Annotated in this window: 29 protein-coding genes, 1 tRNA gene and 4 other RNA genes; 8 read left to right on the plus strand and 26 right to left on the minus strand. The window is 45.7% G+C overall.

Annotation, left to right across the window (positions count from 1 at the left end; all coding sequences use genetic code 11):
- Window positions 1-310 precede the first annotated feature (310 nt).
- A complete protein-coding gene (locus EIZ58_RS23965) occupies window positions 311-1006 on the plus strand; it encodes a hypothetical protein (protein WP_167577923.1) in 696 nt (231 codons plus the stop codon).
- Between the two features lie 56 nt (window positions 1007-1062).
- Here the strand turns inward: EIZ58_RS23965 and ffs (EIZ58_RS23970) are convergent.
- From ffs (EIZ58_RS23970) to EIZ58_RS24000, 8 genes are all read right to left on the minus strand, one after another.
- Window positions 1063-1331: signal recognition particle sRNA large type (ffs, locus tag EIZ58_RS23970), an RNA gene on the minus strand.
- 21 nt (window positions 1332-1352) lie between these two features.
- An RNA gene (gene rnpB, locus EIZ58_RS23975) (RNase P RNA component class B) lies at window positions 1353-1741 on the minus strand.
- Between the two features lie 498 nt (window positions 1742-2239).
- Window positions 2240-2614 (minus strand): MmcQ/YjbR family DNA-binding protein, encoded by a 375-nt coding sequence (locus EIZ58_RS23980; protein WP_134703467.1) that lies wholly within the window; start codon window positions 2612-2614, stop codon window positions 2240-2242.
- A 16-nt stretch (window positions 2615-2630) separates the two neighbouring features.
- Window positions 2631-2771 (minus strand): hypothetical protein, encoded by a 141-nt coding sequence (locus EIZ58_RS33795; protein ID WP_167577924.1) that lies wholly within the window; start codon window positions 2769-2771, stop codon window positions 2631-2633.
- A gap of 284 nt (window positions 2772-3055) precedes the next feature.
- A complete protein-coding gene (locus EIZ58_RS23985; protein WP_134703468.1) occupies window positions 3056-4006 on the minus strand; it encodes a DMT family transporter in 951 nt (316 codons plus the stop codon).
- Window positions 4007-4047: 41 nt separating this feature from the next.
- Window positions 4048-4611: a hypothetical protein gene (locus tag EIZ58_RS23990; RefSeq protein WP_134703469.1), complete on the minus strand. Its 564-nt coding sequence runs from the start codon at window positions 4609-4611 to the stop codon at window positions 4048-4050.
- A gap of 7 nt (window positions 4612-4618) precedes the next feature.
- Window positions 4619-5068: a DinB family protein gene (locus tag EIZ58_RS23995; RefSeq protein ID WP_134703470.1), complete on the minus strand. Its 450-nt coding sequence runs from the start codon at window positions 5066-5068 to the stop codon at window positions 4619-4621.
- A complete protein-coding gene (locus tag EIZ58_RS24000; RefSeq protein ID WP_134703471.1) occupies window positions 5069-5533 on the minus strand; it encodes a YbaK/EbsC family protein in 465 nt (154 codons plus the stop codon).
- 107 nt (window positions 5534-5640) lie between these two features.
- Between EIZ58_RS24000 and map the strand changes: the two genes are divergently transcribed.
- Complete coding sequence (gene map / locus EIZ58_RS24005) at window positions 5641-6390, plus strand: type I methionyl aminopeptidase (RefSeq protein WP_134703472.1); 750 nt, start codon at window positions 5641-5643, stop codon at window positions 6388-6390.
- A gap of 25 nt (window positions 6391-6415) precedes the next feature.
- On the opposite strand, the gene EIZ58_RS24010 is transcribed toward map, so the two are convergent.
- The 6 genes from EIZ58_RS24010 to EIZ58_RS24035 all read right to left on the minus strand — a co-directional run bounded on the left by EIZ58_RS24010 (window position 6416) and on the right by EIZ58_RS24035 (window position 12031).
- Window positions 6416-7507 (minus strand): GerAB/ArcD/ProY family transporter, encoded by a 1092-nt coding sequence (locus EIZ58_RS24010; RefSeq protein WP_134703473.1) that lies wholly within the window; start codon window positions 7505-7507, stop codon window positions 6416-6418.
- Between the two features lie 14 nt (window positions 7508-7521).
- Window positions 7522-7737, minus strand: coding sequence for a hypothetical protein (locus EIZ58_RS24015; protein ID WP_134703474.1), 216 nt, complete (start codon window positions 7735-7737; stop codon window positions 7522-7524).
- A complete protein-coding gene (locus EIZ58_RS24020) occupies window positions 7734-8915 on the minus strand; it encodes a Ger(x)C family spore germination protein (protein WP_134703475.1) in 1182 nt (393 codons plus the stop codon). The genes EIZ58_RS24015 and EIZ58_RS24020 overlap by 4 nt, the downstream gene beginning before the upstream one ends.
- Complete coding sequence (locus EIZ58_RS24025) at window positions 8912-10462, minus strand: spore germination protein (protein WP_134703476.1); 1551 nt, start codon at window positions 10460-10462, stop codon at window positions 8912-8914. The genes EIZ58_RS24020 and EIZ58_RS24025 overlap by 4 nt, the downstream gene beginning before the upstream one ends.
- A gap of 76 nt (window positions 10463-10538) precedes the next feature.
- Window positions 10539-11492 carry an alpha/beta hydrolase gene (locus EIZ58_RS24030; RefSeq protein ID WP_134703477.1) on the minus strand — a complete coding sequence of 318 codons (954 nt, stop codon included), beginning with the start codon at window positions 11490-11492 and terminating at the stop codon, window positions 10539-10541.
- Window positions 11489-12031, minus strand: coding sequence for a helix-turn-helix domain-containing protein (locus EIZ58_RS24035; RefSeq protein WP_167577925.1), 543 nt, complete (start codon window positions 12029-12031; stop codon window positions 11489-11491). The genes EIZ58_RS24030 and EIZ58_RS24035 overlap by 4 nt, the downstream gene beginning before the upstream one ends.
- Before the next feature lie 176 nt (window positions 12032-12207).
- Between EIZ58_RS24035 and EIZ58_RS24040 the strand changes: the two genes are divergently transcribed.
- Entirely contained in the window at window positions 12208-12429 is a 222-nt protein-coding gene (locus EIZ58_RS24040; protein WP_134703479.1) for a hypothetical protein, read from the plus strand.
- An 11-nt stretch (window positions 12430-12440) separates the two neighbouring features.
- Here EIZ58_RS24040 and EIZ58_RS24045 read toward each other — a convergent pair whose 3' ends face one another.
- The 4 genes from EIZ58_RS24045 to rnpB (EIZ58_RS24060) all read right to left on the minus strand — a co-directional run bounded on the left by EIZ58_RS24045 (window position 12441) and on the right by rnpB (EIZ58_RS24060) (window position 13792).
- Complete coding sequence (locus EIZ58_RS24045) at window positions 12441-12662, minus strand: alpha/beta-type small acid-soluble spore protein (protein ID WP_134703480.1); 222 nt, start codon at window positions 12660-12662, stop codon at window positions 12441-12443.
- 318 nt (window positions 12663-12980) lie between these two features.
- An RNA gene (ffs, locus tag EIZ58_RS24050) (signal recognition particle sRNA large type) lies at window positions 12981-13248 on the minus strand.
- Between the two features lie 26 nt (window positions 13249-13274).
- Window positions 13275-13349 (minus strand) — tRNA-Arg (locus tag EIZ58_RS24055).
- A gap of 35 nt (window positions 13350-13384) precedes the next feature.
- Window positions 13385-13792: RNase P RNA component class B (gene rnpB, locus EIZ58_RS24060), an RNA gene on the minus strand.
- Between the two features lie 290 nt (window positions 13793-14082).
- Between rnpB (EIZ58_RS24060) and EIZ58_RS24065 the strand changes: the two genes are divergently transcribed.
- Window positions 14083-14871, plus strand: a complete 789-nt coding sequence (locus EIZ58_RS24065) for a YheC/YheD family protein (protein WP_167577926.1) — start codon at window positions 14083-14085, stop codon at window positions 14869-14871.
- A 43-nt stretch (window positions 14872-14914) separates the two neighbouring features.
- Here EIZ58_RS24065 and EIZ58_RS24070 read toward each other — a convergent pair whose 3' ends face one another.
- The gene (locus tag EIZ58_RS24070; protein WP_134703482.1) at window positions 14915-15115 is read right to left on the minus strand and encodes a cold-shock protein; all 201 of its coding nucleotides are present in this window, start codon (window positions 15113-15115) and stop codon (window positions 14915-14917) included.
- A 93-nt stretch (window positions 15116-15208) separates the two neighbouring features.
- Window positions 15209-16390: an MFS transporter gene (locus tag EIZ58_RS24075; protein ID WP_134703483.1), complete on the minus strand. Its 1182-nt coding sequence runs from the start codon at window positions 16388-16390 to the stop codon at window positions 15209-15211.
- A gap of 139 nt (window positions 16391-16529) precedes the next feature.
- Here EIZ58_RS24075 and EIZ58_RS24080 point away from each other — a divergent pair, with 139 nt between their 5' ends.
- A complete protein-coding gene (locus EIZ58_RS24080; RefSeq protein ID WP_134703484.1) occupies window positions 16530-17435 on the plus strand; it encodes a DMT family transporter in 906 nt (301 codons plus the stop codon).
- 34 nt (window positions 17436-17469) lie between these two features.
- On the opposite strand, the gene EIZ58_RS24085 is transcribed toward EIZ58_RS24080, so the two are convergent.
- Window positions 17470-18087, minus strand: a complete 618-nt coding sequence (locus EIZ58_RS24085; protein WP_134703485.1) for a DUF421 domain-containing protein — start codon at window positions 18085-18087, stop codon at window positions 17470-17472.
- Window positions 18088-18202: 115 nt separating this feature from the next.
- On the opposite strand from EIZ58_RS24085, the gene EIZ58_RS24090 reads away from it, so the two are divergent.
- Entirely contained in the window at window positions 18203-18976 is a 774-nt protein-coding gene (locus EIZ58_RS24090) for a hypothetical protein (protein ID WP_240689361.1), read from the plus strand.
- Window positions 18977-19021: 45 nt separating this feature from the next.
- Here the strand turns inward: EIZ58_RS24090 and EIZ58_RS24095 are convergent, their stop codons facing one another.
- Both EIZ58_RS24095 and EIZ58_RS24100 read right to left on the minus strand, forming a co-directional pair.
- On the minus strand, window positions 19022-19699 hold the full coding sequence (locus EIZ58_RS24095; RefSeq protein ID WP_134703486.1) for an LrgB family protein: 678 nt from the start codon (window positions 19697-19699) through the stop codon (window positions 19022-19024).
- Window positions 19700-20050 (minus strand): CidA/LrgA family protein, encoded by a 351-nt coding sequence (locus EIZ58_RS24100; protein ID WP_134703487.1) that lies wholly within the window; start codon window positions 20048-20050, stop codon window positions 19700-19702.
- A gap of 668 nt (window positions 20051-20718) precedes the next feature.
- Between EIZ58_RS24100 and ilvD the strand changes: the two genes are divergently transcribed.
- Window positions 20719-22413 (plus strand): dihydroxy-acid dehydratase, encoded by a 1695-nt coding sequence (gene ilvD, locus EIZ58_RS24110; protein WP_134703488.1) that lies wholly within the window; start codon window positions 20719-20721, stop codon window positions 22411-22413.
- Between the two features lie 72 nt (window positions 22414-22485).
- Here the strand turns inward: ilvD and ybaK are convergent, their stop codons facing one another.
- Window positions 22486-22968, minus strand: a complete 483-nt coding sequence (gene ybaK / locus EIZ58_RS24115; RefSeq protein WP_134703489.1) for a Cys-tRNA(Pro) deacylase — start codon at window positions 22966-22968, stop codon at window positions 22486-22488.
- Between the two features lie 122 nt (window positions 22969-23090).
- Between ybaK and EIZ58_RS24120 the strand changes: the two genes are divergently transcribed.
- Window positions 23091-24107, plus strand: coding sequence for an LLM class flavin-dependent oxidoreductase (locus tag EIZ58_RS24120; protein ID WP_134703490.1), 1017 nt, complete (start codon window positions 23091-23093; stop codon window positions 24105-24107).
- Between the two features lie 8 nt (window positions 24108-24115).
- Here the strand turns inward: EIZ58_RS24120 and EIZ58_RS24125 are convergent, their stop codons facing one another.
- Window positions 24116-24874, minus strand: coding sequence for a S1C family serine protease (locus tag EIZ58_RS24125; protein WP_134703491.1), 759 nt, complete (start codon window positions 24872-24874; stop codon window positions 24116-24118).
- Between the two features lie 71 nt (window positions 24875-24945).
- A complete protein-coding gene (locus EIZ58_RS24130) occupies window positions 24946-26283 on the minus strand; it encodes an SLC13 family permease (RefSeq protein WP_167577927.1) in 1338 nt (445 codons plus the stop codon).
- Window positions 26284-26345 lie beyond the last annotated feature (62 nt).

A 26345-nucleotide genomic window follows, 5' to 3' on the forward strand; every position in this document is an offset into this window, starting at 1 on the left:
TCTGAATTTCGGTCAGGAAAATAAAGGAGCGTAATTACTTAAAATCAGCTTCATATTAAAGGCTCTAAACGTAAGTTTAGATAGCACTCAAAAAAACTAGAATTAAAATTACCCAAACCTTGAAAAAACTTCGGCCAGGCAGTACCTCATCGGAGCGGTCCGCTAGGTTCAGGGTACGAAGCGCGAGCTTGCGGTATCTCATCCGAGCGATCCACCCGGGTCAGGGCACGAACCGCGAGCTTGCGGTACCTCATCCGAGCGATCCACCCGGGTCAGGGCACGAACCGCGGGCTTGCGGTACCTCAAACGAGTGATCCACCCGGGTCAGGGCACGAACCGCGGGCTTGCGGTACCTCAAACGAGCGATCCACCCGGGTCAGGGCACGAACCGCGAGCTTGCGGTACCTCATCCGAGAGATCCACCCGGGTCAGGGCACGAACCGCGGGCTTGCGGTACCTCAAACGAGCGATCCACCCGGGTCAGGGCACGAACCGCGAGCTTGCGGTACCTCATCCGAGAGATCCACCCGGGTCAGGGCACGAACCGCGGGCTTGCGGTACCTCAAACGAGCGATCCACCCGGGTCAGGGCACGAACCGCGAGCTTGCGGTACCTCATCCGAGAGATCCACCCGGGTCAGGGCACGAACCGCGGGCTTGCGGTACCTCAAACGAGCGATCCACCCGGGTCAGGGCACGAACCGCGAGCTTGCGGTACCTCATCCGAGAGATCCACCCGGGTCAGGGCACGAACCGCGGGCTTGCGGTACCTCATTCGAGCGGTCCACCAAGTTCAAGGCACGAACCGTGGGCTTGCGGTACCTCAAACGAGCGGTCCGCTAGGTTCAGGGCACGAACCGCAAGCTCGCGGTACCTCAAGTGCTCCAACTTCTTGGAATCATTACCGGTTTGAAAGCAAGTTAATCGAGTTTTATATGAAAATTCCCTTAGAGAGAAAACGAAAGCAGGAAATTTTCACTGGAGACGGTGGCCAGGGGGCTTCGTGAGCTTCTAACCCAAATAAAAAACACTAACGAAATTTTTCGTTAGTGTTTTTTAAACACCGTGCACCCATCCTCGATATGATCATCCAAGCGTTTCTTAGGCAAGCTCGCTCGAATCAGGCGAACCTGCGGCACACAGAAGGTTTCACTTATGGCTGCTTCCTTCCGGATCTGACCAGATTCATGAATTTCTGTTGCGCAGGACCCGATTGGTCAACACACGCTTGACTAAGACTGACCCTACATGATACACACCTTCGATGGGAGTTCAATCCTGCTAAGGCGGGTTGCAGGTTACAGGGCACCGCCATCTCCCCATCTAGCACGGTATGTATATGGCTCATGAAATGGCTGTAAGCCAGGTTTTGTTCCTGTCGTGCTGCTTCGGTCGCCTAACCTTGCACTTCAGGTGTAGTCATTTAACTCAAGAGTCATGAAGACTCCTGCCATCCTTTGGTTCCTTTTTCCCTCCAGATGATGCCCCTACCAAGTTTGGGTTGCTCGTTCGTGGGGTTTACCCGTTCCATCAGCTCCCTTTCGGGCGCTGCACCGTTTCTGTGGCACTTTCAGGGTACTCCAGCCGTAGCACATAGGCCTTAGGCTGTTTCTCCGCCGTCAACTCAGCGTCCGCCAAGTTGCCCTGCCTTGCGGCAGGCACGATCACTACGACCATCCCAGGTCGTACGAGCCTGGACTTTCCTCACCAACCTCATCAGGTTGGCGCGACTACGCACCATTTCATGTTGTGTTGTTTATGTCGTCTCGCTTACAAGAACTAATTTATCATATCCGTGGGTATGATGCATTAGGCGATGAATGGGAACAGAGCGTGAAAAAGCTAGGTGGCACCGAATAAGATTTCGTTTGATTCCCTCACCTCGTGATTTTCCTGTGGTTAAGGCATCATGGACCTCGTTTGATTCCCTCACCTCGTGATTTTCCTGTGTTCAGGGCATCATGGACCTCGTTTGATTCCCTCACCTCTTGATTTTCCTGTGTTCAGGGCATTATAGTCTTCGTTTGATTCTCTCACCTTGTGATTTTACTGTATTCAGGGCATTATAGACCTCGTTTGATTCCCTCACCTTGCGATTTTCCTGTGTTCAGGGCATCATAGACTTCGTTTGATTCCCTCACCTTGCAATCTTCCTGTGGTTAAGGCATCATTGACCTCGTTTGATTCCCTCACCTCGTGTTTTTCCTGTATTCAGGGCATCATTGACTTCGTATGAAGACTCACTTAGACCTCAACCGTTTAGGTGCAGCCCGGTAATAAGCTTCTTTTAATAAATCACAGAGTCCATCCTTATCTAAATCTAGATCGGATGATTTCACCGAAACCCAACCGTGTCGTCCAATGTAAGGCGTTTTTACGAACCCTCCTTGTTGGATGAGCAGCTGTTGTGTTTCTAGGTCAGATTTAAAAGATAGCCCAAGTTGACCTTGCTCATCTTCACCCATGATAATAAACGATTTACGATTGACTTTAAAGCTCACGTGACCAAAGCCATCTATGATCTCTTCTACTTGGGGAAGTTCCTTACATAACTCACGCACCTCCTGAAGGATTTCTATACCTCTGTCAAAGCTAATTCTTTTTCCGTCTTCCATGTTTATACTCCTATCGTTAGAACATCATCTTGATTAAACGAAGAATAATTCTAGGTATAAAGGATATCATATTCCAGAGTAAGGAAGCGATCAAGGAATCCCTAATCTCGACCCACACCGCTCTGAGAAAGCTTTGTTTGGGATGCTTTTTTTCCATGGTGCGCACTCCTAAATTAGCGTTGATCTTATTATCCCCATTACTCTTTTCATGAGAACAACATCAAATAAACATAAATCATATTTTTTATCTCAGTTTCAAATCTTCTTGGTTCACACAGAAATTGTGGTGCTTCATGTTTTAAGTAGAACAGCTTTAAAAATGGACTTATCCTTCTTTTCTATCTCGTGTAGAAAGTACCAACTCCCACTTGGAAGATGCCCTTTCGGTCTCTGTCCGTAAATAATAAAATAACCGGAGAATTCCGGTTATTTTAGATACGATTAAGGCGCTGCACTAGAAGAGATATCCTGGGCCGACGCCTGTATCGGCTTCTTGACATGAGAAACATAGCTGTGCAAGACCATTCCGACTACCACCAAGAGCATCCCCAGCCAAGAGAGCGCAGCTGGCAAAGGACTCGCTAGCCATAATACTTCGCCCGCAACAGCGAATAATACTTCCATCGATTGAGTCGCTTCGATCGCTGCTAGTTTGGCCAAGCTTCCTCTCGCCATATCCGTAGCTTGGAAAAAGAGAACCGTTGCGATCACACCTGAGCATATCGCGACCAGCAGCGATTGCGTAACCTGTCCGCTGCTAGGCAAGCCGGCCGTTGACAAGGCAATGACGGCAAGAACCAACCAAATGGGTAAGCTAGCCAAAGTCATTCCCAAGACTCGTTGATAGGCATCTAGACGCCCCTCACACAACTCCATCATTTTTCTGTTGCCTAGCGGATAAGCAAAAGAAGCCACCACCACAGGCAACACGCCTAAAAGGATTTCTTTAGGTGCTAAATCGGTTGCATGCTCCAACTGCATCAGAGCCACACCTAGCAATATAATCATCGACATCGCTAATCCCTTAAGCGGGATGTTTCCTCTAAAAAACAAGGGAATAAGCAAAGAACCAGAAATAATCGTGATTTGCCAGGTTCCTGCGATCAGCCAACCTGGACCATAGGCCGCGGCATAGCACAAGGGGGCATAAAAAAGACCGAAGCCTACAAAGCTCCACAGCAGCCAAGCTCTAGGATTCCCTTTCATCTCTTGAAAGAGCGGTCGAAGATTCTTGCGCCCCATAACGATCAGCACAAGAAAGGGGATCATAAAAAAGTAGCGCAATGAAGCACTCCATAACCAGCTTCCCCCCGACAACTCCATTTCTCGATTCAGTACGAACGTAAACGCAAAAAAGAACGCAGCAAGGATCCCTAAGATAATGGGACGCATAAGATCAATCACCTCTTAACCAATATATCGCATTTTGCTCCTTATTGCACCTCTTTTACCCAGTAGGTAAAGGAGCTCATCGGTGCAGAATGAACGTGAACATAACGGATCTGCACTAGGTCTAACGGGGTCCTCTCATTCACCCGGAAGCGGAATTGAAACTCCTCCTCCGCCTTGATATCAAACAGCTGGGCTTTGCGATCTAGAGGAGCACTTTCCTTCACCGCCGCTACAATCTCCTCTTGGAAGTTCCAATAGTTAGGCTGCCATTCTCCTTTGTTGTATTGAATCGGTTCAACCGGTTCATCGCTAGGTGTGTAGAACACGAGAAAATCTGTTCCAAACTGATAGGGCTCTAACCGCGTATTCCACTTTCCTTGAATGATGAACTCGTCACCATCCTCTTGAACCGTCAGGTCCACGGCCGAAGGGTCCGACTCATAAAACGCCCATTGGTACAACCCCATGACCGAAACAACGGCAAGAATTGGAAGTCCCACGGTAATCCCCCCGCTCACCCATCGGCGCCGATAAAGTAGAAAAATTCCCCATACAAAAGATAGACATAGGATAAGACCCATGCCCAAAACATACAAAGATAACATCCTATTGTCACCTCACAAAGGTAATATAATCCGTGTTTACCGGCTCCAGTCCTGCCAACCGAAGCTTGGAATTGATTTGACCCCGATGGTATTGACCATGTAGAGCAACATGAACCAGAATATCCTCGAGTGAAGTACTGAATTCACTACCTTTACTGTTCTTATAAGGTATGAGCCTCGCCAACGACACCTCTGTAATCCCAGCTAGAATGTTCTGCAAGTCTTTTTGATTTTGTTCGATAAGCTGTTCACAATGGGCTAGATTGCTATCAGACCAGATCGGCAAACGAGAGCTGTCCTTCCCTTTTATGCGTGCGATCCATACCTGCTCAGCCTGCAGGATATGAGAAAATAAACGTAACACCTCTAGATTGAGTTGGCTTTCTTGTTGTAAAGCTTGTAAGATCCGATGATTAGACCAAGTTAAGTGCTCGTACATTTTATGAATGGTTATCATCTATTCTTCCCCGCTTGCTTTAAACAAAGTGCCGCTTGTAATGCTGACTAGCTGATCGAACGAAATGGGCTGAAGAGATTCGGCAATACCCGCTGCTGTATAAACCACGTCAAAGCGTTGGATGGACTCATCAATAAACACAGGGATATCCTGCAGCAACGCAAAAGGACAAACCGCCCCCACTTGAAATCCAGTCACTGCTGTTACTTCTTCCGGATTCGCCATCTTTTGCTTTTTTCCACCGATCAGAGCTTTTACCTGTTTCGGGTGAATGCGAACATCTCCTGCCGCTACAAATAAACCAAACTGATCTTCATTGGAACGAAATAAAATGGACTTCGCAATTTGCCCTAATTCAACCCCTAGTTTATTAGCCGCCTCTTCAGACGTATTTAGCCTCTCATCAAAAACGATCGGCTCTAGTCCATGGGGCTTAAGAAATTCTCGTACCCGAGCGATAGGCATATTCCTCACTCCTTTTCGTATAGTTCGTATAGAATAATAAAATACATACTAACACCCAATCTTTCCCAAGTAAATAAAAAATTCCGTGCAGAGGAGCGAATCCCATTGTGATTACCATAAAAAGCGAACGTGAAATTTTGCTGATGCACCAAGCTGGAAAGTTATTAGCTTCTTGTCATAGAGAAATCGCGAAAAGAATCAGGCCGGGCGTTACCACTCTAGAAATCAATACGTTTGTTGAAGAATATCTCGCCAAGAATGGGGCCACCCCTGAGCAGAAAGGATTTCGGAGCTACGAGTATGCCACATGCGCCTCCTTAAACGATGAAATCTGCCATGGTTTTCCAACCGCTACCCCTCTAAGAGATGGAGACATTGTTACCATTGATATGGTAGTAAATCTCAAGGGCGGACTAGCAGATTCGGCTTGGACTTATGCCGTAGGGACTATATCAGAACAAGCGAGGAACTTGCTCAAAGTAACGAAGGAATCGCTCTATTTGGGTATCAAACAAGCACAAGTAGGGAACCGAATTGGAGATATTGGTCACGCCATCCAAACCTACGTAGAAGGGAAGGGCTATTCTGTTGTACGAGATTTTGCTGGACATGGAATTGGTCCTACCCTTCATGAACCTCCCAATATTCCTCACTATGGTCTTCCAGGAAAAGGTCTCCGTTTAAAGGAAGGTATGGTCATCACCATTGAACCCATGGTGAATGTAGGAACCTGGTTGTCATCGCTAGATTCTAATGGCTGGACTGCTCGAACTCTGGACGGCCAACTATCCGCCCAGTATGAGCACACGATTGCCATTACTTCCAATGGACCCCTGATCCTCACAGAACAGAATTAAAAAAAGGGTATTCCTAGAGTGTTTATCAGACACTTTTGGAACGCCCTTCGTTTTGTTGCTTTATTGGTTTAGACCATAGGATTATGTATAAAAGAACAGGAAGAACGAACTCAAAGAAGAGAGCCATGACCGGCCAGGGACGATTAAAATTCAATATCTGACTGGTGTCTGGAAAAAACCAAAAAGAGCAGCTGTATGCGACTAAACTAACAGGCCCCGCCAGCAATTTAGGGGAGGAAGATGGCAACAGCCTGCTGATTCCATGAATAACCACATACAAAAAGATACCAATTTTAATGATTAACGCCGGGAGCCACACCCCCACGATAGGAATGTCCAGACGGTCAAGAAAATCTGTCAGTCTAATCTCCCTAACCAGTTCGTAATTCGGATAAACAAACCGAGGTGCCAGCTCAGCACCTAACACGAAGAGATTCATGACGATGAGTGTTTCCAGACAAGCAACACCTAGAAAAATTCCAAGCAACCCTTTGCGAAAAGGAACGGTCTGGCTAGCAAATAAAAAACCAAGCACAACGACTTCTCCTAGGTAGGAAGAGGCATACCAACTGGCTACAACCACAGGTTGCAGCCCATTCTCCAGGAACGGGAGCAGTTCACTCGGATCAAAATCTCGTGCTAGCGTTATAGGCAAGCTAAAAACCAAAAGTATGAGTATCGTCTGATAGATCTCTGACATTCGACCTATGATCTCGATTCCGCCTTGGGCAATAAACATCGCAGTGACAATAATGAGAAGAGCGATTGCTACAGTTGGCGTTCGCTGAAGAAGCGAGATATCAATAAAATCAGTTAACATTCTTAAATCCCGAACAAGGATGAAAAAGAAAAACAAAAGATAAGCGACCGAGAGCATTCGTCCCCACACAGGCAGCTGGTTCACCAGGATGGAGAATAAATCCTCCCCCGGGAATCTTTTCAACACCCTTGTAATCGTCCACCAAATGACAACGGGGACCGCTAGAGCAAATAAATATCCCATCCAAGCATCCTGGCCTGCGACCCCAACCATTTGGCCCGGAACACTGATTAAGGTTGCATCCATGACCACTGCTGAGCCTATGATCATGAGTTGTCTTGAAGAAATTCTCTCCATGAATCCCTCCCTCCTTAAACAGGACTAAACCAGTTTAAAATAGCTTCAAGCACAAGGGCAGGTCGAACATGCTCTTGCATCAAGGAAAGATATCCCCAAATCAGCAAGTGGATACCAAGAAAGATGCCGCACATCCAGCGGGTCGCCTTTGAGGCTTTTTTTAGAGAAGACCATTGAGCCACCAAGATTACTAATGCGATTGCTACGCCGTAGGCCAAGCTCACTGTCATCGTATCAATTCTCCTTCTTTGTACCCAAAAGGCTTCGATGTAATCGATCCTGTATTTTCGATGGTAATCTGGACGTCCACGTTGGTCTTGACTCTTGCATAATGCTCTTTCCAGTCTGTCTTTAAGCTTTCCCAATCTTCTTTGTAGCGATGGCGTATCAACTGGCCCATCCCTATGGGATCAGAATGATATTCATGCTGTAGCACGTCTATGCTCTTTTCAATATTCTTCTGGATCGTTTGGTTAAAGAGTTGTTCCATTTCTCGGTGGTTGGAAATCACAAAATTAGATTCATTTTCCGTAATCCTACCTCGAGCCTGGAGTCGAATATTCATATGGTAATGGGGACCTTTTTTTTGCGGCAACAGCTTCACCTTTATTTCCTGCAGCTGTATGACAATTTCCCCCTCCCCTCTCGGTGGCTTCACCTTGACACTCGGGTTGGGGGCCTCATCCATCACCATCATTAATGCGTTAGCCTGCTCACCTTTTAATACTCCTGTCATTTGGTCTCCATTAAATACAGCCATACCTTCCAACTGGATCGTGGTTTGTGTCTTGCCTTCTGCTCCTGGTGCGGTTTGGACGACGGAAAGGTAAGGAATGATGGGGTCAATCCCTTCTCTTAAAAGGATTCGCACAAAGTTTTTAATAATGGGAGGGTGAACCATTGAATTCTGAGTGAGTTCCCGAATCATTTCCGATGGCAGGTTTTCGATCGGAGCGTCCGCACCTAGTACTTCCTGCGCCTTTCCTTTAGTAACGGCAATGAGCGAGCTGAGCCGGTTCTGAGGAACCCGGACCGTTACATCCATGATAGGGGCCACTCCCTCTTTGGCTACCTCTTCTCCAATAATAAAAATTCTCCGGTGAGAAAAGTTTAGTTCTCGAGAAACTCGCTTCTGGTGCTGTTCATTCGCTTCTCGAATAGTCGGAGCACGACTAGACTCGGCATACCACATACCGCTGCCCGCCGTTCCTCCGCCTCCGCCGCCCGAACTGCCGCCCATCTGTCCCGGTAAAGGAATTTGAATGGTGACCTCGTATTCCCCACCCTGCTTATCTATAGCTGTCCCTGCAACTAAAGCCACATCATTGATTTCTACTCGATCCCAACAGCCAGGAAGAATGATTAACAGACATAGAGAAATAAGACAAGTTCGTACTCGGCTTTTCATGAAAGACCCCCATTCTCTTCTGCCGGAGGTGTGGGTTTCATCCCTTTTTTCATTCTCTTATAATTTTCTTGACGGCTGTAAAATCTAGGTCGCAGAATCATTTTCCACCACGGCACTCTGATAAAGATATCCTTCATTGCAGATTGACTATAGGGGGCAATACCGGAAAGATAAGGAACACCAAAAGAACGAAGATGGCATAAGTGAATTACCACCCACATTACGCCCACCACGATGCCTAACAAACCAAATATTCCAGACAAGATCATCAGTGGAAACCGCAAAATCCGCATAGATATGGCAAAGTTATAGCGAGGAATGGTAAAGGAAGCTATCCCTGTCAGAGAAACAATGATAACCATCGGCGCAGAGACAATGCCAGCCTCTACTGCCGCTTGACCTATGACCAGCGCACCAAGGATACTTACCGCTTGCCCGATGGTTTTCGGAAGTCGTATACCTGCCTCACGCAGCGCTTCAAAGGATACTTCCATAATCAACCCCTCAATAAGGGCGGGAAAAGGAATCGCTTCGCGAGCTGCTGCTATACTATACAGCAAGTTCGTAGGCAACATATCATGATGATAGGTGATCACCGCAATATAGATGGAAGGCAAGAGCAGCGACACAAATAAAAAAAGATAGCGAAGCCAACGAATAAAGTTTCCAATCATATATCTTTCATAAAAGTCTTCTGATGCTTGCATGAATTGGCCAAATGTAACCGGCCCGATCAAAACAAACGGAGTTCCATCTACAAAAATCGCAAACCGTCCCTCTAGCAGCTGTGCGGTTACGGTATCGGGTCTCTCTGTATATTGCAACTGAGGAAAAGGAGAATAAGGATTGTCTTCAATTAATTCTTCAATATAACCAGTCTCTAACACAGCATCAATCTCGATGTCACGCAATCTCTTCTGAACCTCTTCAATCACTTTCGGGTCGGCAAGTCCGTCTATGTAAGCCAATGTAACCACGGTTTGGGTGTGCTCTCCTAAGGAGTGGTTAATGAGCTTAAGCTTTGTCGTCTTTAACTTAAAGCGAACCAAAGCCGTATTGGTTCGGAGATTTTCTGTAAAGCCCTCCCGCGGGCCACGAATAACCGATTCGGTGGTTGGTTCCTGTACTCCTCGTCTTGTCCCACCCCGAACGGTCAACAAAATAGCCTTTTCATAACGTTCGACGAACAACGCAGCGTTACCGGTTAAGATCCCCACCGTAACTTGATCCAAATCCACGGTTTCGACTACTTCGGTTACCCAAACATTGTTTTCTAGCATTTTCTTCAGTCGGCAATCTGGTTCGTAGCCATTATCCAACGGCAGCCTTAAACGCATCAAGAGTGGTCCTAGAGCATAGTCACTGATTGCGTCTGAATTAACCATACCGTCAAGATAAACGAGAAACGCACGACTTTCTTCAGCAAATGTAAATTCTCGAACGATAAAATCAGAACTATCTTTAAAAACCTCTTTAAGGGTTTCCAAGTTTTTTCTTAGATTATGGGTAAGCTTATGCTGTTCACGATCAGAATCCCCAGAGTCCATGCTGCCACCTCTTTCCAATTAAAGGGTGTGCGATTCGCTTCTTTTCTATACAAAAAAAGAGTCCTGAAGAGACTCTTTAGATTCGTTCTAACCAACTTAACATTTTCTCTTTGGCTAGGGGGTGAATGGGCTTGTTGATCGTATCCTTCACTACTTTCTTATAGTTTAAGATCGTTCGTGGTTCTTGCTGCTCTTTCAAAGCATGCTCCATATCCGGAATAATGTAGTATTCAGAAGGTCCTGCTGCAAGCTCAGCAAGTTCCTTTAGCACCTCATTTTCCACAAGAGGATCCTTATCTCCCTGAATGGCTAGTATAGGGCAGCTGATCTTGGATAACGCTTCCCTTGTATTGTAAGCGTAGTGTTCACGTAGCCATTTTGCCGGTTGCTTAAAAAACCCCTGGATTTTTACTACATCTTTATCCGATTCAAAGACAGGCTTCATTTGCTTAAACACCTTTTTTTCTTGCTTTTCTTCATCAATGACTCTCCGAAAAAACCAGCCCATAACGCCCTTCTTGCTTTTCAGCTCCTTATAGGATCGCTTGCGTTGATGAACAAGAGCCTCTCCCAGATTATCTACTCCCCCGCTTAGAAGCATGATACCGGCAACCTGGCTTTTCCTCTCTGCAACAGCAGTCACAATAACGGTTCCTTCGCTATGTCCAGCTAATACGATCTTGGAAGAGTCTACTTGGGGATGTTGCTGGAGAAACAATAGCGCCTCTTCTGCGTCATGGACCAGGTCCCAAAATCCTGTGCTTAGATATTCACCCCCACTTTTTCCTGTTCCACGCTTATCATAGCGGAGCGTAACATACCCTTGGTCGGCAAACAAATGGGCTAGTTCTTGATACAGGTTTGTAGTGAGCTTACCCTGACCAATATTTCCATTCCGATCCACCGGACCGCTCCCCGGGATTATAATGACGGCAGGGTGCTCTGTGTCTTCGTCTTGAGGCAATGTTATGGTACCGTATAACTCAACACTGCTTTCGAATATAACCTCTAGTTCGGTAAAGTTATTCATTTAGATCCTTCCTTCTTCTTCTTTTGTGGGATAATGATAGTTGAAATCGTTCGTACGCTCCGATCCTCTCGCGGCTCTTTTTCTATCGCTTTTCGTAACACCTGAGTCAGCTCACTCAAGAATTCCTGCCACTCGGTCTCGTTCAAGTGCACCAAGGCTTGCCTGTACATCGCGCCGTCTTCGACGGGGGAAAAATCAGGGTGTTCTACATACTGACTAAATTCGCCGACAAGATTGGTCATAAAAGTGGTAAATAGCGAAAGATGTTCCTGTGGCGAGAGTTCACCTAAGTTTTGGTTGCTAAAGGCGGTATCGTTGATCTTTAAAATCTTCTCCACCGTTCCGCGTACTTGATTTTCCTGTACAACCTCTAGAAACCCATGCTCAAGCAGTTTATTTACATGTCTGTATAGCGTAGCGGGAGGCACATCGGAAAGTACGGAACCAATTTGTTGGATACTCAACGCCTTTCCTCCGCCAAGCACCTGTATAATTTTCATACGTATCGGATGAAGGATAATATCAGCATTCTTTTTCATCGTTAGCCCCTTCATTATCAAAAGTGATATTATTTCTAGTATACACCATAGACTCATCATTATCAATATCAATAATGATAATAATGAGTCTAGGAATAATCGGAAATCTCCGTCCTCCACCAGGTATTATTTTGCTATAATTATACAAAATAACGGTCAGGAGAGTCTTACCTTTTATGAATCCTTATATCAATCTCGTCGCAGCGATATTTTTTTTGGCTTATTCATTCTGGAAACTCCATCATTTCTTTGCCCCTAAGGTTGGGCCCATTGGGAACGGACCAAGCCAAGCCGTAGTCATCACCATCTGGATTTTGTTTGTGATCTCCATGATTGTAGGACAAGGCATTCTTACTCATTCGATCTACATCATTTTAAAACAAAGCAAAAAGGGGTAAAACACACCCCTTTAGTGAACTATATGACTACTCGCAAGTGCTTGTTCAGCAAACTGCACTAACCGTTTAGTGATCTCTCCTCCAACCGCTCCATTCGCTCTCGCCGTTTGTTCAGCCCCCAACTGAATGCCAAACTCTTGGGCGATCTCGAACTTCATTGCATCCAATGCCAATCCAGCACTTGGGACCAACTTTTGATTATTGTTATTTTCTTGAACTTGTTGTATATACATTTGGCTTTTCCTCCAATGATATGCTTCAGTGTGTAATCTTAAACTCCCTCCATCTCTACGAGGATATCCCTGTCGTACCAAGGGAATGGATGGCGGAATGGGAAACCGAAGGAAGGAGGTTAAATTTATGGCGTATTAGGGTGGCCGTACCATGTGACGTGCTGGAAACAGTATGAATGAAGGTACCCATTTTCCCAAATTCAACCCGCCGCGAACCGCCTGCCCGTAGGGCCTGAGTGATTTTTTACATAAAAAAAGCCCCTTCATCCAAAAGAGGCTTTTTTCCATATCCATTTTTCTACATACTATGTAATAACACCGTGCACCCACCTTCGATTCCAATGATCCAAGCGCTACTTGTGAGCATTCGCTCGAATCAGGCTGCCCTGCGGCACACAGAATGATCCACTTATGGCTGCTTCCTTCCGGATCTGACCAGGTTAATGGGTTTCTGTTGCGCAGGACCTGACTGTCAACACGAATCTGCACAAGGCAGACCTTACACCATTGTACCTTAGATGGGAATTCAATCCTGCTAAGGCGGATTGCAGGTTACAGGGCACCGCCATCTCCCCATCTAGCACGGTATGTAATTTTGGTTAAACAATTATGTGGCGCGCTTGGAGGGATTCGAACCCCCATTGCCAGAACCGGAATCTGGTGTCCTATCCATTGAACGACAAGCGCCAAGTGTTGTAGTGAATCAAAAGGCTTCATGAAATGGCTGTAAGCCAGGTTTTGTTCCTATTGTGCTGCTTACGACCGCCTTGGCCTCGCACGTTAGGTGTAGTCATTTGACTCAGGAGATTACTCCCCTGCCATCCATCAGTTCTATGTTCCCTCCGGATGATGCCCCTACCAATTCCCATTCTGGGAACATATTTGGGTTGCTCGCTCGTGGGGTTTACCCGTTCCATCAGCTTCCTTTCGGAAGCTGCACCGTTTCTGTGGCACTTTCAGGGTACTCCAGCCTTAGCGTGAGCCTTAGGCTTGTTTTCCCGCCGTCAACTCAGCGTTCCGCCGAATTGCCCTGCCTTGCGGCAGGCACGATCACTATAACCATCTCAGGTCATGCGAGCCTGGACTTTCCTCACCAACCTACATCCAGGTTAGCGCAACTACGCACCATCTCATGTTTGTTCACGTTTGTCTTAGCGACAAGACTTAATTTATCATACTGTCTCGGCCATTGCATTAGTTGATCATTGGAATGAATAGATACTTTTTCCTTATTTATCGTCAATTTGCATGGGAATCCTATTCTTATAGAAGGACTCTCATACATCCCTCCATTGCCTTCTCTCTTATCCCCAAACATACCTAGATGTTACTCAACCATTTTTACCCAAAATCCAAACCATCCTCTCTACCATCTCATACCTTAGGAAGAGATAGATTTTACCTTTTGAGGAGGATTGGTATGCAGCGCAAAATAAATAAATCGAAGTGGACCAAGCATGCTTTGTTTCAACAAGATCCTCAGATTGCTGGAAGTTTACCAGATACCCGCGTTTTTAACGAACAAAACTTCCTTAGCATGCTTCAATTGCATAAAACTATTGTCTTAAAGCCAACAGGAGGAGCCAAAGGACGAGGTATCATCAAGGTTGCGGCTCTTGGGAAACAGGCTTTAGAGATACATTATAATGATATGAAAGTGATCGTGAATGGGGTCCAGAAAGCCTACGACAAGATCTCCCAAAAAATAGGGACTACAGCTTATATTATTCAACGTTATATTACCCTAGCAACCGTTGAAGACCGCCCAATTGATTTTCGAGTCATGGTTCAGCGAACCAAGGAAACACCTTGGCAGGTCACAGGGAAAGTAGCAAAAATTGCAGGAGTAGGCTACTTTGTCACAAATAATTGCCAAAGCAACGGAACCGCAGTTCCTGTAGAAGAAGCCGTAGAGAGATCTAATATTAATCCTTCAAAGAAGGAAACAGTCATTGAGCGAATGGAAACATTAGCCATCAAGGCCGTACAGCTTCTTGAAAGGTACTATCCCGAAATCGTAATCATTGGCTTTGATATTGGCGTAGATGAGAGTGGAGGACTCTGGCTGATTGAAGCCAACGTATATCCTGGTCTTTCTTTGTTCAGAAAGCTTGAAGACAAGACTATGCTTCGTCGCATCCTGGAAATTAAAAGACAGAATTCAACCATGAAACCTTTAACCAAGAAAAGTATTAAAAAGACCAGGTAAAGTAAATAAAAACAGACCCCGCTAGGAGTCTGTTTTTTTATCCTTATGCTTTGCGTACATTAGTTGCCTGGGGACCACGTTGGCCTTGCTCGATATCAAAGGTCACTTCTTGACCCTCATCTAGCGACTTGTACCCTTCACCTTGAATTGCGGAAAAATGAACAAATACATCGTCTCCGCCTTCACGCTCAATAAACCCAAATCCTTTTTCGCTGTTAAACCATTTCACCTTGCCGTGTTCCATTTCTTTCCTCCTAAGATGTACCCATACGTTTAGATGGTAAATTATTCTTGCCCTCTTATGATAACCCATTTTCTTTATATTTATCCCTATCATTTAAAGTATCTGCTTTTCTGAAGAATCATAAGAGACAATCACCGGCTTCGCTCGCGTAAAATAACCAAAGCCCATTAATACCAAGCCGCTGACCCAAAAGATAAAAGAAACACCGAGCACCCCGCCAATTCCGCCAAACACTAGGGGAATGCTGAATTGGGAGATCCGGTTAACCGTAAGTCTAACGCCTAGCACCTCCCCGCGTCGTTCAGGCGGGCTTACTTCTAACACGGAGGCAATACTCAAGGGTTGTCCAAGCCCCAAGCCTCCGCCTAATATCCCCACTAATACGAATAAAACGAGAAGCCAGTTAGAATAAGGAATAAGGAAATAGACGATACCACTGATGTAGAGGGACCAGGTTAATACCTTCATTCGTCCAAAGGATTCAACCAGTCTCGTTTGGCTGAATCGAATTAAGAGCATCGTGAGTCCACTAAAAGATAAGATCAGCCCTGTCATTGTTGGATTAATTCCCATATTATCGGCAAGTAGCGGGAAGTACGCCGAAAACAACTCACGATTTGTTAGAACCAGTCCCCCGATTAAAATTGAATTTCTTAAGGTACGGTCTTTCATTAATGTCCAGATTGAATCCCGATTTGCTAAGTCCTGTTCAAGCTCTAAAGCACGAGGGGTAGTTGTTTCACCATCTGGATTCTTTATTAGGAACTCACTTCCCAGAGCAATGCACATAAACACCATATTCACCGTGCTGCAGATGAAGTACCCGTAGTGTTCATACAAATAGGTACTTAAAATCGGTCCAATCATGGTCCCTACTGAGGCAAACAACGTGAAATTAGCTACATTACGGTCAACGTTCCCTCCAAAGTTCCCCATCCTTTTTTGAAGACACAGAACGATACAGGTAAAAGCAACCCCTAACATCGCTTGTTGGAATAAAAAAGTTATAAAACCGGGATGCAAGGCGCTCACATATAAAGCTATGATGTACATACCATTACCGACTGTCACCACCGGACGTGTCCCGTAATGGTCTGCCCACCTTCCAATTTGCAAGGCTAAGAAAGCCGGTAGCAAAGCATAACTGGCGATGATGACACTAATCTCTGCTGGAGATTGACCTAGCGTGAAAGCATATAGGGAAACAACCGGCTTGATGCCGCTTGTAGTTATCATAAGGAATGTATTGATGAGGATCGTAATATAGATAGCCATGTTCCTTTTTCCTTTGATTTGAGATAACTTAAACAGTAGCACAAACTGCTACAACAAAAAAGACCTTAAATACAGATGGACAAACCACTCTGGTCGTTTTACACTTTCCTATACGAATAACTGAAACAGGAGAATTGAAATGAATAAAAACCTAGCTTATGTCTATATTATGATCGCAACATTTTTTTGGGGAATTATCGGGGTATTCGTAACCTATCTGTATGAAATAGGCTTTACACCTACTCAAGTCGTGTCCGTTCGAGCCCTTTCTGCGAGCCTATTCCTTATTGTCTATGTTCTCTATAAAAATCGAAGCCTACTAATAATTAAACTTACGGATGCCAAATATTTTGTAGGCACAGGGATTGTAAGCATTGTTTTCTTTAATTTGTGCTTATTCCATGCGATACAGGAGACTTCAATTTCAATCGCCGCCATTCTGCTGTATACAGCACCTGCGTTTGTGACACTGTTTTCTAAGCTTTTCTTTAAAGAGGCTTTAACGACCAGAAAGATGATAGCACTCTTCGTGACCTTACTAGGATGTACCTTAGTTATTGGAATCTTCCCTCATACCACCGAGGGCATTTCCCTCTATGGCCTTATTCTTGGCCTAGGTTCAGGGCTGTTCTATGCTCTCTACAGTGTGTTTGGAAAAATGGCCTTACGCAAATTAGATTCACTAACCATTACCGTCTACACCTTTGTTTTTGCAGCTATAGCCATCACTCCTTTCAGTGAGGTATGGAAGGTGTTTCCTTTACTTTTAAATGGAGAAGTCTGGCTCTATATCGGAGGGCTTGGCTTTTTCTCGACTACGTTAGCTTTTATTTTCTACACTAAAGGCTTACAGATGCTTGAGTCCAGCCGGGCCTCCATCATGGCGACACTTGAACCGGTTATCGCTGCATTCATGTCCTTCCTTTTATTTGGAGAGACTTTAACATTCTGGCAATATGGTGGTGTGGTGTTGGTTATTACTGCCGTCATCCTAGTGCAAGAACCCCCTCGCAAGGGAAGAAAATCATCATCTCTTTCCGCATAACAAAAAAGAAGAGGAAATGTAACACGCACCTCTTCTATTGCAATTTTTGAGGGGGTGAATCTTTATGACCATTGTTGGCAACCTCACTAAAAAGAGAGGCCTGTGTTTGAGCTTGGGTCTGTGCTTGAGACTGGGTGGCCATAAAGTTCATAGCAGGCAAGCGGGTTTCCAATATATCCATTATTTTTTTAATATCTTCCTTCGTCGCCGTCTGCTTAGGCTCTTTGAGCATATAGCCCAGCTGACCATTCGGTTCGATCGTAGCCCACTGAACATCACTGATTTTCCCTATACTTGACTTCCTTAACTGCATCTCAAGCTGATCCACCGTTAGTCTATATTTTTTCAGGTTCTTTACAACTAGTTGGCCGTTTTCAATCAAGACGACAGACTTTCCGGTGATCCATTTTTCCAACAGATCTGATTTTATCTGTGCATATTCCAACACAATGAGGGTAAGAACCAACACGGCTCCAACTCCGAATGTTATCCATATATTTTCTCCGGCAACAGGTTGTATAAGCAAGGAACCGATGGCGATCATGATAACCGTTTGAGCCAAGGTCATCTGGGCAATCGATTTTCTACCAGCTATTCTTAGAAGAATGGTTCCTCCAACCACCATAAGAACTGCCTTCCAAATCCATTCCATTTGTAGATCAAGCCTCCTTTTGGATATTTTGTGCAGGGATACTGTTTTCATGTACTCATTCCTTTCTCACACCTCCACCTGACTAGGAATAGGCTATAATGGAGGTGAAATAAAAGTGACGAGTATGTTTGTGGATATATCTAGAAAAGGAAGATTACTGGAAGTAAGCATTAATACTACCAATCCCCCTTTAACAAGAGTCGAATTTTATTTAGATGAACGTTATATTGGCGCGCTTCCTGGCACGGCGCGGACCTTTCAATTTCCCTTAAGCTTACCGCAAAATCAAAAAAGCAAGGTTCTCTGTAAAGGAGTTCTGCAAGATGAATCGACCCTAACCAGAGAATTTATCGTACAGGGGGATCATATCGAGCCTGGAGATCGTACTTTTTTACCAGGAGATGTTTTAGTCGCCTGCGACAACGTAGGATCCCTTCCTCCTGGTCTGATGGGACATTCCGCCATTGTTTATGATGAGAAAACAATAATTGAAGCCGTCTCTACCAAGCCGTACATTCGTAAATATTCTGTCGCTAGTTTTCTCGAAGAGCATCCCTTACATGCCCACTATCGGCCCAAGGATCCGAAAGTTGGGTTAATCGCTAGGAACACTGCAGAAAAGTACCTAAATTACTATCGAAGGAATCGCAAAAAAGGAATTGAAAGACCTTCGTTCTCCTTTTCCGAGAGTATCCCGCTAGATGACCTTCGGAGATCTACCTATTGCTCTAAGCTGGTTTGGATCGCTTATGCCTACGGACCTAAGATTAAACTAGAAAACGATCACTTCCTATTTTCCCCTGAAGATTTGGAAGTCACCCTGGAAAAACACCCTGAGTTTATTCGGGTCTATAAGCATCCCTACTTTGACTTTACGATCGATTCCTAAAGTTGCTCATGAAAAAAGTACATCCTAACGATGTACTTTTTGCTTTTATAAATATACAAATAGTAGTCCCGCAATGATCGGCATGATGATGGCTACTAAGGTCATGCCCAATACGCCCATGGCTCCTTCGAGTTCACCCCATTGCGCAGCCTTGACAGCACCGACCATCGATGCCGCTGTACCCATAGCCAAGCCCTTAACAACCTTGTTCTTAATACCCAACCAACTAATAAGAGGCGGCCCAATCATCATCCCTATCAAGGCTGTCATCATAGCAAAAATAGCCGTTAGCTCAGGATATCCTCCTATGAATTGAGATACCGACATGGCCATGGGTGCTGTGGTGGATTTAGGGGCCAGCGAAACCACCGTGGACGGACTCAAGTCAAAAAAGTTTGCCACCCAAATGACAATAAAAACGCCAGCAACCGTACCAACTAAAACCCCTGTAATCACCTGAAAAAAATGCCGTTTTAACACCGAAAGGTACTTATACAATGGGATGACGAGTGCAATTTCCACCGGTCCTAGAAAAAAAGTAATGGGTTGCGTAGCCGAATGATACACGAGATAATCAGTGTGTGTTAACCATAGCAAAAGGATGAGCGCAATCGGACAAACGACAATGGGATTAAGCCATGCATTAGGATATCGTTTTTTTAGAAGAACAACACTTATATAGATAATCAGCGTCACAATCAACCAAAACAGATAAACCATCATCTACATTTTCTCCCCTTTCTTAAACAGCATGGTAACGAAAGCCGTGGAAAGAAGTACAACAGTCGTACTAATGATCACCGTAATGAGCAGATACCATCCTCCTTGCTTCATGACCTCCCAGTAGGGCAAGATTCCCACGACCACCGGTATAAAAAAGAAGAAGAGGTGCCTGGAGAAAAATTGGCTAGACCGATCCATGTGTTTAGGACGAATGATCCCAGTCGCAAGCAGAATGAACAATAATCCCATCCCAACAAGGACTGGAGGTATAGGCAGGTTAAGCAGATTAGTAATCGAAACACTAACCTGATATAAAACACTGAGGATGAGAACTTCAAATAAAAGCTTCATATCATCCCTCCATGTTCTTTGATAAGTTCAACTATAGAACATTTTGGAAAAAACAACAAAACTTATGGCAGTTAAATTAACATCAATTAAACGATTACATCCCCGTTTAAAGAGTGATCTCTCCTTCGAGTGTAATTTTACCTTTTTATGGTTATATAATCTCACACTACTCTAGTGAACGAATCTAACAGTGATGAATAAACAGGCGATCGTCTAAATCAAAACCCACTTTAGATGAATATCCTGTCTTTGAAGTTAAAGAGAGGAGAATGCGAATGGGCCAATGGAAAAAGGAAAGTGTCAGGCAGCAAGCAGGCGTTAGTCCACAGGTTGGCGGCTATCCCCCTCCAACTTGGGGTGGGTATCCGCCACCACCTCCTTGGGGTGGTTATTATCCCCCGCCTCCGCCGTGGGGAGGCTATCCGCCGCCTTGGGGGGCCTATCCTCCAGGGTGGGGCTACCCTAGGCCTCCGTGGGGACATAGACCTCCGTGGGGTAGACCGCCATGGGGACCAAGACCACCATGGGGAGTTTATCGATAAGAAGCAGAGGGGCCCGACTGGGCCCCTCCTTTCACGTTAATTTCTTTTACAGGATGCTTTAAATCCATTGAATTAAGTGGATACTATACAAGTGAGAGGTAAAAATATCCAACTGGAGGGTTCTAATTGGCTGATCAAGAAAACAAGGATTTAAGAATTCGCAGTATCGATATTAGTGAAGGCGAGCACCGCGCCCCCAATCGAGCAATGCTTCGAGCCGTAGGCTTCAAGGATGAGGACTTCAAAAAGCCCATGATCGGCATCGCAAGTACATGGAGCGAAGTAACCCCTTGCAATGTACATATAGACGCTTTAGCGACTAAGGCCAAAGAAGGCGCAAAGTCCAATGGGGGTGCTCCCATTATCTTTAACACCATTACAGTATCAGATGGCATCTCCATGGGCCATGAGGGAATGCGCTACTCCTTGCCAAGTCGGGAGGTTATCGCTGATTCGATTGAAACCGTGATGGGTGCTGAGCGGCTTGATGGCCTCGTGGCGATTGGCGGCTGTGATAAAAACATGCCCGGCTGCATGATTGCTATCGGTAGACTGAATGTGCCGGCAGTCTTTGTCTATGGGGGAACCATTGCCCCAGGAAAGTCAAGAGAAGGAAAAGATATTGATATTGTCTCTATTTTCGAAGCCGTAGGTCAGTATAGTGCAGGTACGATTGACCAAGAGCAGTTAAAGGATATTGAATGCCACGCTTGTCCAGGAGCGGGCTCCTGTGGAGGAATGTATACAGCCAATACGATGGCCTCAGCCATTGAAGCCATGGGGATGAGTTTGCCTGGTAGTGCTTCCAATCCCGCGGAAACCCCACTTAAGCTAGAGGACTGTGAAAAAGCAGGAAAAGCCGTCGTGGAACTTCTCAGAAAAGGGATTTATCCAAAAGATATTATGACAAAAAAAGCGTTTGAAAATGCCATTACGGTAGTCATGGCGCTAGGAGGCTCAACGAATGCTTTTCTTCACCTTATCGCCATGGCGCATTCCGTGGGTATAGAGCTGTCATACGATGACTTTGAGCGCATCCGCCTTAAGGTCCCGCACTTGGCAGACTTGAAGCCGAGCGGTCGCTATGTCATGCAGGACCTCCACCATGTTGGCGGCGTTGCCGCGGTCATGAAACAGCTTCTTGAGGCCGGCTTACTCCATGGAGACTGTTTAACCGTAACCGGAAAAACATTGGAAGAAAACCTGACAGAAGTAGCTCCACTAAAAGAAGGCCAGGTCATTATCCGACCCATGGACAATCCGATCCGCGAAACAGGACCGCTTTACGTGCTTAGAGGAAATCTGGCTCCTGAGGGCGGAATCGCCAAGATGTCTGGCTTAAAAGTCAAGAAAATTACGGGACCAGCCCGCGTTTTCGACTCCGAGCAAGAAGCAACAGATGCCGTTTTAAAAGACAACATCCAGCCTGGGGATGTCGTGGTGATTCGTTATGCAGGCCCTAAAGGCGGCCCAGGTATGTCGGAGATGCTCTCCATCTCGGCCATTATTGTCGGAAAGGGACTTGGGGAAAAAGTTGGCTTACTCACCGATGGCCGTTTCTCCGGCGGAACCCACGGTTTAGTGGTTGGCCATGTTGCTCCAGAAGCTCAGGTCGGCGGACCGATCGCCCTTCTTCGTGACGGGGATCTCATAACCATTGACAGCGAAACCCAGGAACTGAGCATGGACGTCTCGGAAGAGGAAATGGCCAATAGGCGCAAAGATTGGAAAGAACCTCCCCTACGCTATCCAAGAGGGGTGCTCAATAAATACGCAAGACTTGTATCATCGGCGTCTCAAGGGGCAGTGACGGATTTGTAGATGCCAACTTTTTCACATCATGAGCGTTTTTCTGACGCTCATGATGATTATGAATACTTCGGAAGGCCCCCGTCACTCCTTCACCACGTCCCCCACCCTCGCATCCGTGATGCGACAGAGGTCTTGTACACTTAACTCCACTTGAACTCCAATCTTCCCGCCGCTAACAATAATCACGTTTAAAGCTTCCGCCTTTCGATCAACAAAAGTAGGATACAGCTTCTTCATGCCAACCGGAGAACATCCCCCGCGGATATAGCCTGTCCATTTTAAAATGTCCTTTACTGGGAGCATCTCAAGCTTTTTTTCCCCACAAGCCTTCGCTGCCTTTTTTAGATCGAGTTCATCGGCAACGGGAATCACGAATACATAAATATTTGCACCTATCCCATGAGCGACGAGAGTTTTGTATACTTGATCAGGATCTTTCCCTACTTTTTCAGCCACAGCTAGACCATCGATTCTTCCATCTTCAGAATCATAGGTTAAAACTTGATACACAACCTTTTTCTGATCCAATATACGCATGGCATTGGTTTTGGCTATCTTTGACATCACACATACTCCCTACAACAATTTTTGACCTACTTGCATCAGTTCTCTATCCTTTCTTACTAACATAGCGCCTCTAGGATTATAATAATATAGATCTTGAATTCACGTTACGGAGGTAACTTATGTCTAATACCAATCGGCTACAAGACATTCCATTATCCATCCTGGACTTGTGTCCCATTGTGGAAGGCGGGACGGCAGCGGACACATTCCGAGATAGTCTAGATCTCGCCCAGCATGCGGAAAAATGGGGGTACCGGCGTTACTGGGTAGCCGAGCATCACAATATGCCTGGAATTGCTAGCTCAGCCACTTCAGTCGTAATCGGCTATTTAGCTGCAGGTACCTCAACCCTTCAAATTGGAGCCGGGGGTATTATGCTTCCTAACCATGCTCCTTTAGTGATTGCTGAACAGTTTGGAACATTGGAATCTATGTTCCCTGGTCGAATCGATCTTGGACTCGGAAGGGCTCCAGGTTCAGATCCCACCACCGCTCGTGCGCTCCGCCGCGACTTCATGAGTGGAGGAGAGGAATTCCCGGAACTTCTGCATGAGCTTCGCTCCTATCTTAACCCATCAGCCATGGAGGCACATCTGCAAGTCAGGGCGATACCTGGAGAAGGTCTATCTATCCCGATTTGGTTATTAGGCTCAAGCGACTTCAGCGCCCAATTAGCAGGACAATTGGGTTTACCGTTTGCTTTTGCCAGCCATTTTTCACCCGATTACACCCTTCCCGCACTTGCCCAATACCGCAGAAGCTTCAAACCATCAGCCTATCTCCAAGAACCTTATGCGATGGTAGGGTTAAATGTAATCGTGGCAGACACGGACGAGAAAGCAGCTTGGCTCTCCACCTCACTAGAACAAAGTTTTTTAAATCTTATTCGAGGCAGACCTAGCTTGTTACAGCCTCCTGTAAAAGGAATGGACGACCTTTGGAATGAACAAGAAAAATACATTGTCCATAAGCAGCTAAAATCCACGATTGCGGGAAGCCCCGCCACGGTGCAGGAAAAATTGCAAGCCTTTCTAGACGATACTCAGGCTGATGAACTAATGGTCGCCAGCCACATCTATGATCATCAGGACAGGCTGCGATCCTACGAACTTCTTATGGGCCTTCAGAATCGATGATCTTATTTTCACTTTAACTTGCCTCTTAAATGACGAATAGAAACCGCTAATCCCACGGTTTCTTTTCCTTGAGGCAACGTGGCAAAAAGGACAGCAATTACTTCTCCTTCTCGATTAAAGACAGGACTGCCGCTGTTGCCTTGATAAACAGGAGCTCTGATCATCATGACCGGATGCTCTATGTCTCTTACTCTAATCTCACCGATCAGCTCTCCCGCATTCGCCACCCAAGGAAAGCCCAGCGGATTTCCAATAAACGTGACTGGCTCCCCCTCTTCCCATACATACTCGTAATTTGGTGTTAGAGAAGGCAAGTGGGATTCTTCTATGCGCAAGATCGCTAAATCATGCTCAGGTAATGACTGCTCTATCTTTGGTACTAGTGTAGTTCCATTAGCAAAATTCAGATAGAGCCCCGACTCATTTTCTATCACATGATGATTCGTTATAACGATCCCGGAAGGATCGATTACAAATCCGGTTCCCTTGCGGTCACGTCCAACCACGGATACCACGGCTTGCTTTTTGGCTTGCATCTGCTCATCCTGGTATAGCCCGTATGAGATTCGAAGAAATTCTACGGCTTCCCACTTGAGGACATGCGGCCATATAGCAAGAATATTGATGGTAAGAGCGAATACTAACACCACCGATACCACTTGTCTTACGCGCCTTCTCCGACGCTGGCTTCGTTCAAGGAGTTCCTGGGTTAGATCATCCTCTTCCTCGATGGGTTCCACCATCTCTTTCGTTCTTTGCTCGTCCATTCTGTCTCGCTCCGTTGTTAAATTTGTTGGAGATTCTCTTACCTATTGTACCATATTCCGCTTTTCTCTTATCACAACCACGGCCAATAGAGAACGGAGGCCAAATATAAAGTGAGCAATCCGACAAGCGAAGCCAATCCTCCCATTTTCATCATGTCCATCGATCTTACGTAGCCCGTGGAAAAAATAATGGCATTAGCAGGTGTGGAAACAGGCAAAGCTAAGGCGAGAGAAGAGGAAAGTGCAATAAAAATGACACTAGATAAAATCGTTCCCTCGTTACCTAGCACGATGGCTAAGGGAATGACTAAGCTTGTAACTCCTGTATTACTCATCACCGTTGATAAGACAAGCGTCAGCACACCTAGGGATACAATAAGCATAGAAAAAGGAAGAAGTCCATCGGATACAACGACAACCACCCAATCCACTAGGCCGGATTCCTTCATCGCCACTCCAAGACTCATTCCACCCCCGACTAAAAACAACGTATCCCAGCCCATTTCTTTAAATTCCCTTGGTTGCAATAGACCGGACAGGAACAGAAGGATAAACGGTACCAGGGCAACCACCCCTTCAGATATATGGTGAAAAGGAGCGCTTAACCATAAGGCGACAGTAATCAGAAAAATCACCAATACTCCCCATGCTTCAATAGCCAAACGAGGAGGCTGGGTAAGCTCAATTCGTAAGGACGCCCCTTTCTCTAGGGGAAACAGCACACTCAATCCAAGCCTCACCAGAAGTAAGGTGATTACACAAATGGGTACCGTTGCAACCATCCATTCCAAAAAGGAGAACGAGATCTGATACTTTACCAGCACGCCCATTGCAATGGCATTGGGCGGTGTGCCCACGGGAGTGGCCATACCACCAACCGTGGATCCAATCGGTATGGCCAGTAGAATCGATCGTATCAGCATCGGGGAAAGGCCTTGCTTGATAATTGGGAGCATGAGCGTCATGAGTAAAAGGGTCGTGGCTGTGTTCGAAAACCACATCGAAACGGCTGCACTGAACACAAGGAGAAAGCTTAGGAGCCTCTCTGGGTTTCCTTCGCTTTTTTTAAGCAACCACACGGCCAGCACATGATCAAGCTTGTACTTATGTATTGCATAACTAAGGGAAAATCCGCCAAGGAAAAGAGTTACTACCGGACTAAAAAAAGGCTCAAAAAACAATTCACTGCCTTTATTATGGAGAGAGGGCTGGAGAAACACGACTTCCAAAAATAAGATAAGAAACGAAGTGACGAAAAAAGGAGCCCACTCCGTCAGCCATAAGATCAAGGCAATTGTAAAAATACCAAGCGTAATCCGGATAGCTACTGGGAGGGAATCCGTCAGAACATAAACCATTCCCCCAGCAGCGATCGTAAGCCCACAATAGCATACTCTTTTCCAATCCATACTCTCCCCTCCTCCCACCAATCTATTCTTAAAATAGAAGTTTAGGACAAGGATGAACATAT

The sequence above is a fragment of the Ammoniphilus sp. YIM 78166 genome, from assembly GCF_004522215.1.
Taxonomy (GTDB): Bacteria; Bacillota; Bacilli; order Aneurinibacillales; family RAOX-1; genus YIM-78166.

Excerpts from the sequence above, each read along its gene's own strand:
- EIZ58_RS24015 (WP_134703474.1), bottom strand. The coding sequence starts at position 7,737 with ATGACAGTGAGCTTGGCCTACGGCGTAGCAATCGCATTAGTAATCTTG.
- EIZ58_RS24085 (WP_134703485.1), bottom strand. The coding sequence starts at position 18,087 with ATGGAATGGATTTGGAAGGCAGTTCTTATGGTGGTTGGAGGAACCATT.
- EIZ58_RS24120 (WP_134703490.1), top strand. The coding sequence starts at position 23,091 with ATGTCTAATACCAATCGGCTACAAGACATTCCATTATCCATCCTGGAC.
- EIZ58_RS24010 (WP_134703473.1), bottom strand. The coding sequence starts at position 7,507 with ATGGAGAGAATTTCTTCAAGACAACTCATGATCATAGGCTCAGCAGTG.
- EIZ58_RS24045 (WP_134703480.1), bottom strand. The coding sequence starts at position 12,662 with ATGTATATACAACAAGTTCAAGAAAATAACAATAATCAAAAGTTGGTC.
- EIZ58_RS24040 (WP_134703479.1), top strand. The coding sequence starts at position 12,208 with ATGAATCCTTATATCAATCTCGTCGCAGCGATATTTTTTTTGGCTTAT.
- EIZ58_RS24020 (WP_134703475.1), bottom strand. The coding sequence starts at position 8,915 with ATGAAAAGCCGAGTACGAACTTGTCTTATTTCTCTATGTCTGTTAATC.
- EIZ58_RS24025 (WP_134703476.1), bottom strand. The coding sequence starts at position 10,462 with ATGGACTCTGGGGATTCTGATCGTGAACAGCATAAGCTTACCCATAAT.
- EIZ58_RS24030 (WP_134703477.1), bottom strand. The coding sequence starts at position 11,492 with ATGAATAACTTTACCGAACTAGAGGTTATATTCGAAAGCAGTGTTGAG.
- EIZ58_RS33795 (WP_167577924.1), bottom strand. The coding sequence starts at position 2,771 with ATGGAAAAAAAGCATCCCAAACAAAGCTTTCTCAGAGCGGTGTGGGTC.
- EIZ58_RS24125 (WP_134703491.1), bottom strand. The coding sequence starts at position 24,874 with ATGGACGAGCAAAGAACGAAAGAGATGGTGGAACCCATCGAGGAAGAG.
- EIZ58_RS24070 (WP_134703482.1), bottom strand. The coding sequence starts at position 15,115 with ATGGAACACGGCAAGGTGAAATGGTTTAACAGCGAAAAAGGATTTGGG.
- EIZ58_RS23985 (WP_134703468.1), bottom strand. The coding sequence starts at position 4,006 with ATGCGTCCCATTATCTTAGGGATCCTTGCTGCGTTCTTTTTTGCGTTT.
- ybaK (WP_134703489.1), bottom strand. The coding sequence starts at position 22,968 with ATGTCAAAGATAGCCAAAACCAATGCCATGCGTATATTGGATCAGAAA.
- EIZ58_RS24130 (WP_167577927.1), bottom strand. The coding sequence starts at position 26,283 with ATGGATTGGAAAAGAGTATGCTATTGTGGGCTTACGATCGCTGCTGGG.
- EIZ58_RS24095 (WP_134703486.1), bottom strand. The coding sequence starts at position 19,699 with ATGATGGTTTATCTGTTTTGGTTGATTGTGACGCTGATTATCTATATA.
- EIZ58_RS24035 (WP_167577925.1), bottom strand. The coding sequence starts at position 12,031 with ATGAAAAAGAATGCTGATATTATCCTTCATCCGATACGTATGAAAATT.
- EIZ58_RS23990 (WP_134703469.1), bottom strand. The coding sequence starts at position 4,611 with ATGTTATCTTTGTATGTTTTGGGCATGGGTCTTATCCTATGTCTATCT.
- EIZ58_RS23980 (WP_134703467.1), bottom strand. The coding sequence starts at position 2,614 with ATGGAAGACGGAAAAAGAATTAGCTTTGACAGAGGTATAGAAATCCTT.
- EIZ58_RS24075 (WP_134703483.1), bottom strand. The coding sequence starts at position 16,390 with ATGGCTATCTATATTACGATCCTCATCAATACATTCCTTATGATAACT.
- EIZ58_RS24100 (WP_134703487.1), bottom strand. The coding sequence starts at position 20,050 with ATGAAGCTTTTATTTGAAGTTCTCATCCTCAGTGTTTTATATCAGGTT.
- EIZ58_RS23995 (WP_134703470.1), bottom strand. The coding sequence starts at position 5,068 with ATGATAACCATTCATAAAATGTACGAGCACTTAACTTGGTCTAATCAT.
- EIZ58_RS24000 (WP_134703471.1), bottom strand. The coding sequence starts at position 5,533 with ATGCCTATCGCTCGGGTACGAGAATTTCTTAAGCCCCATGGACTAGAG.
- EIZ58_RS24080 (WP_134703484.1), top strand. The coding sequence starts at position 16,530 with ATGAATAAAAACCTAGCTTATGTCTATATTATGATCGCAACATTTTTT.
- EIZ58_RS24065 (WP_167577926.1), top strand. The coding sequence starts at position 14,083 with ATGCAGCGCAAAATAAATAAATCGAAGTGGACCAAGCATGCTTTGTTT.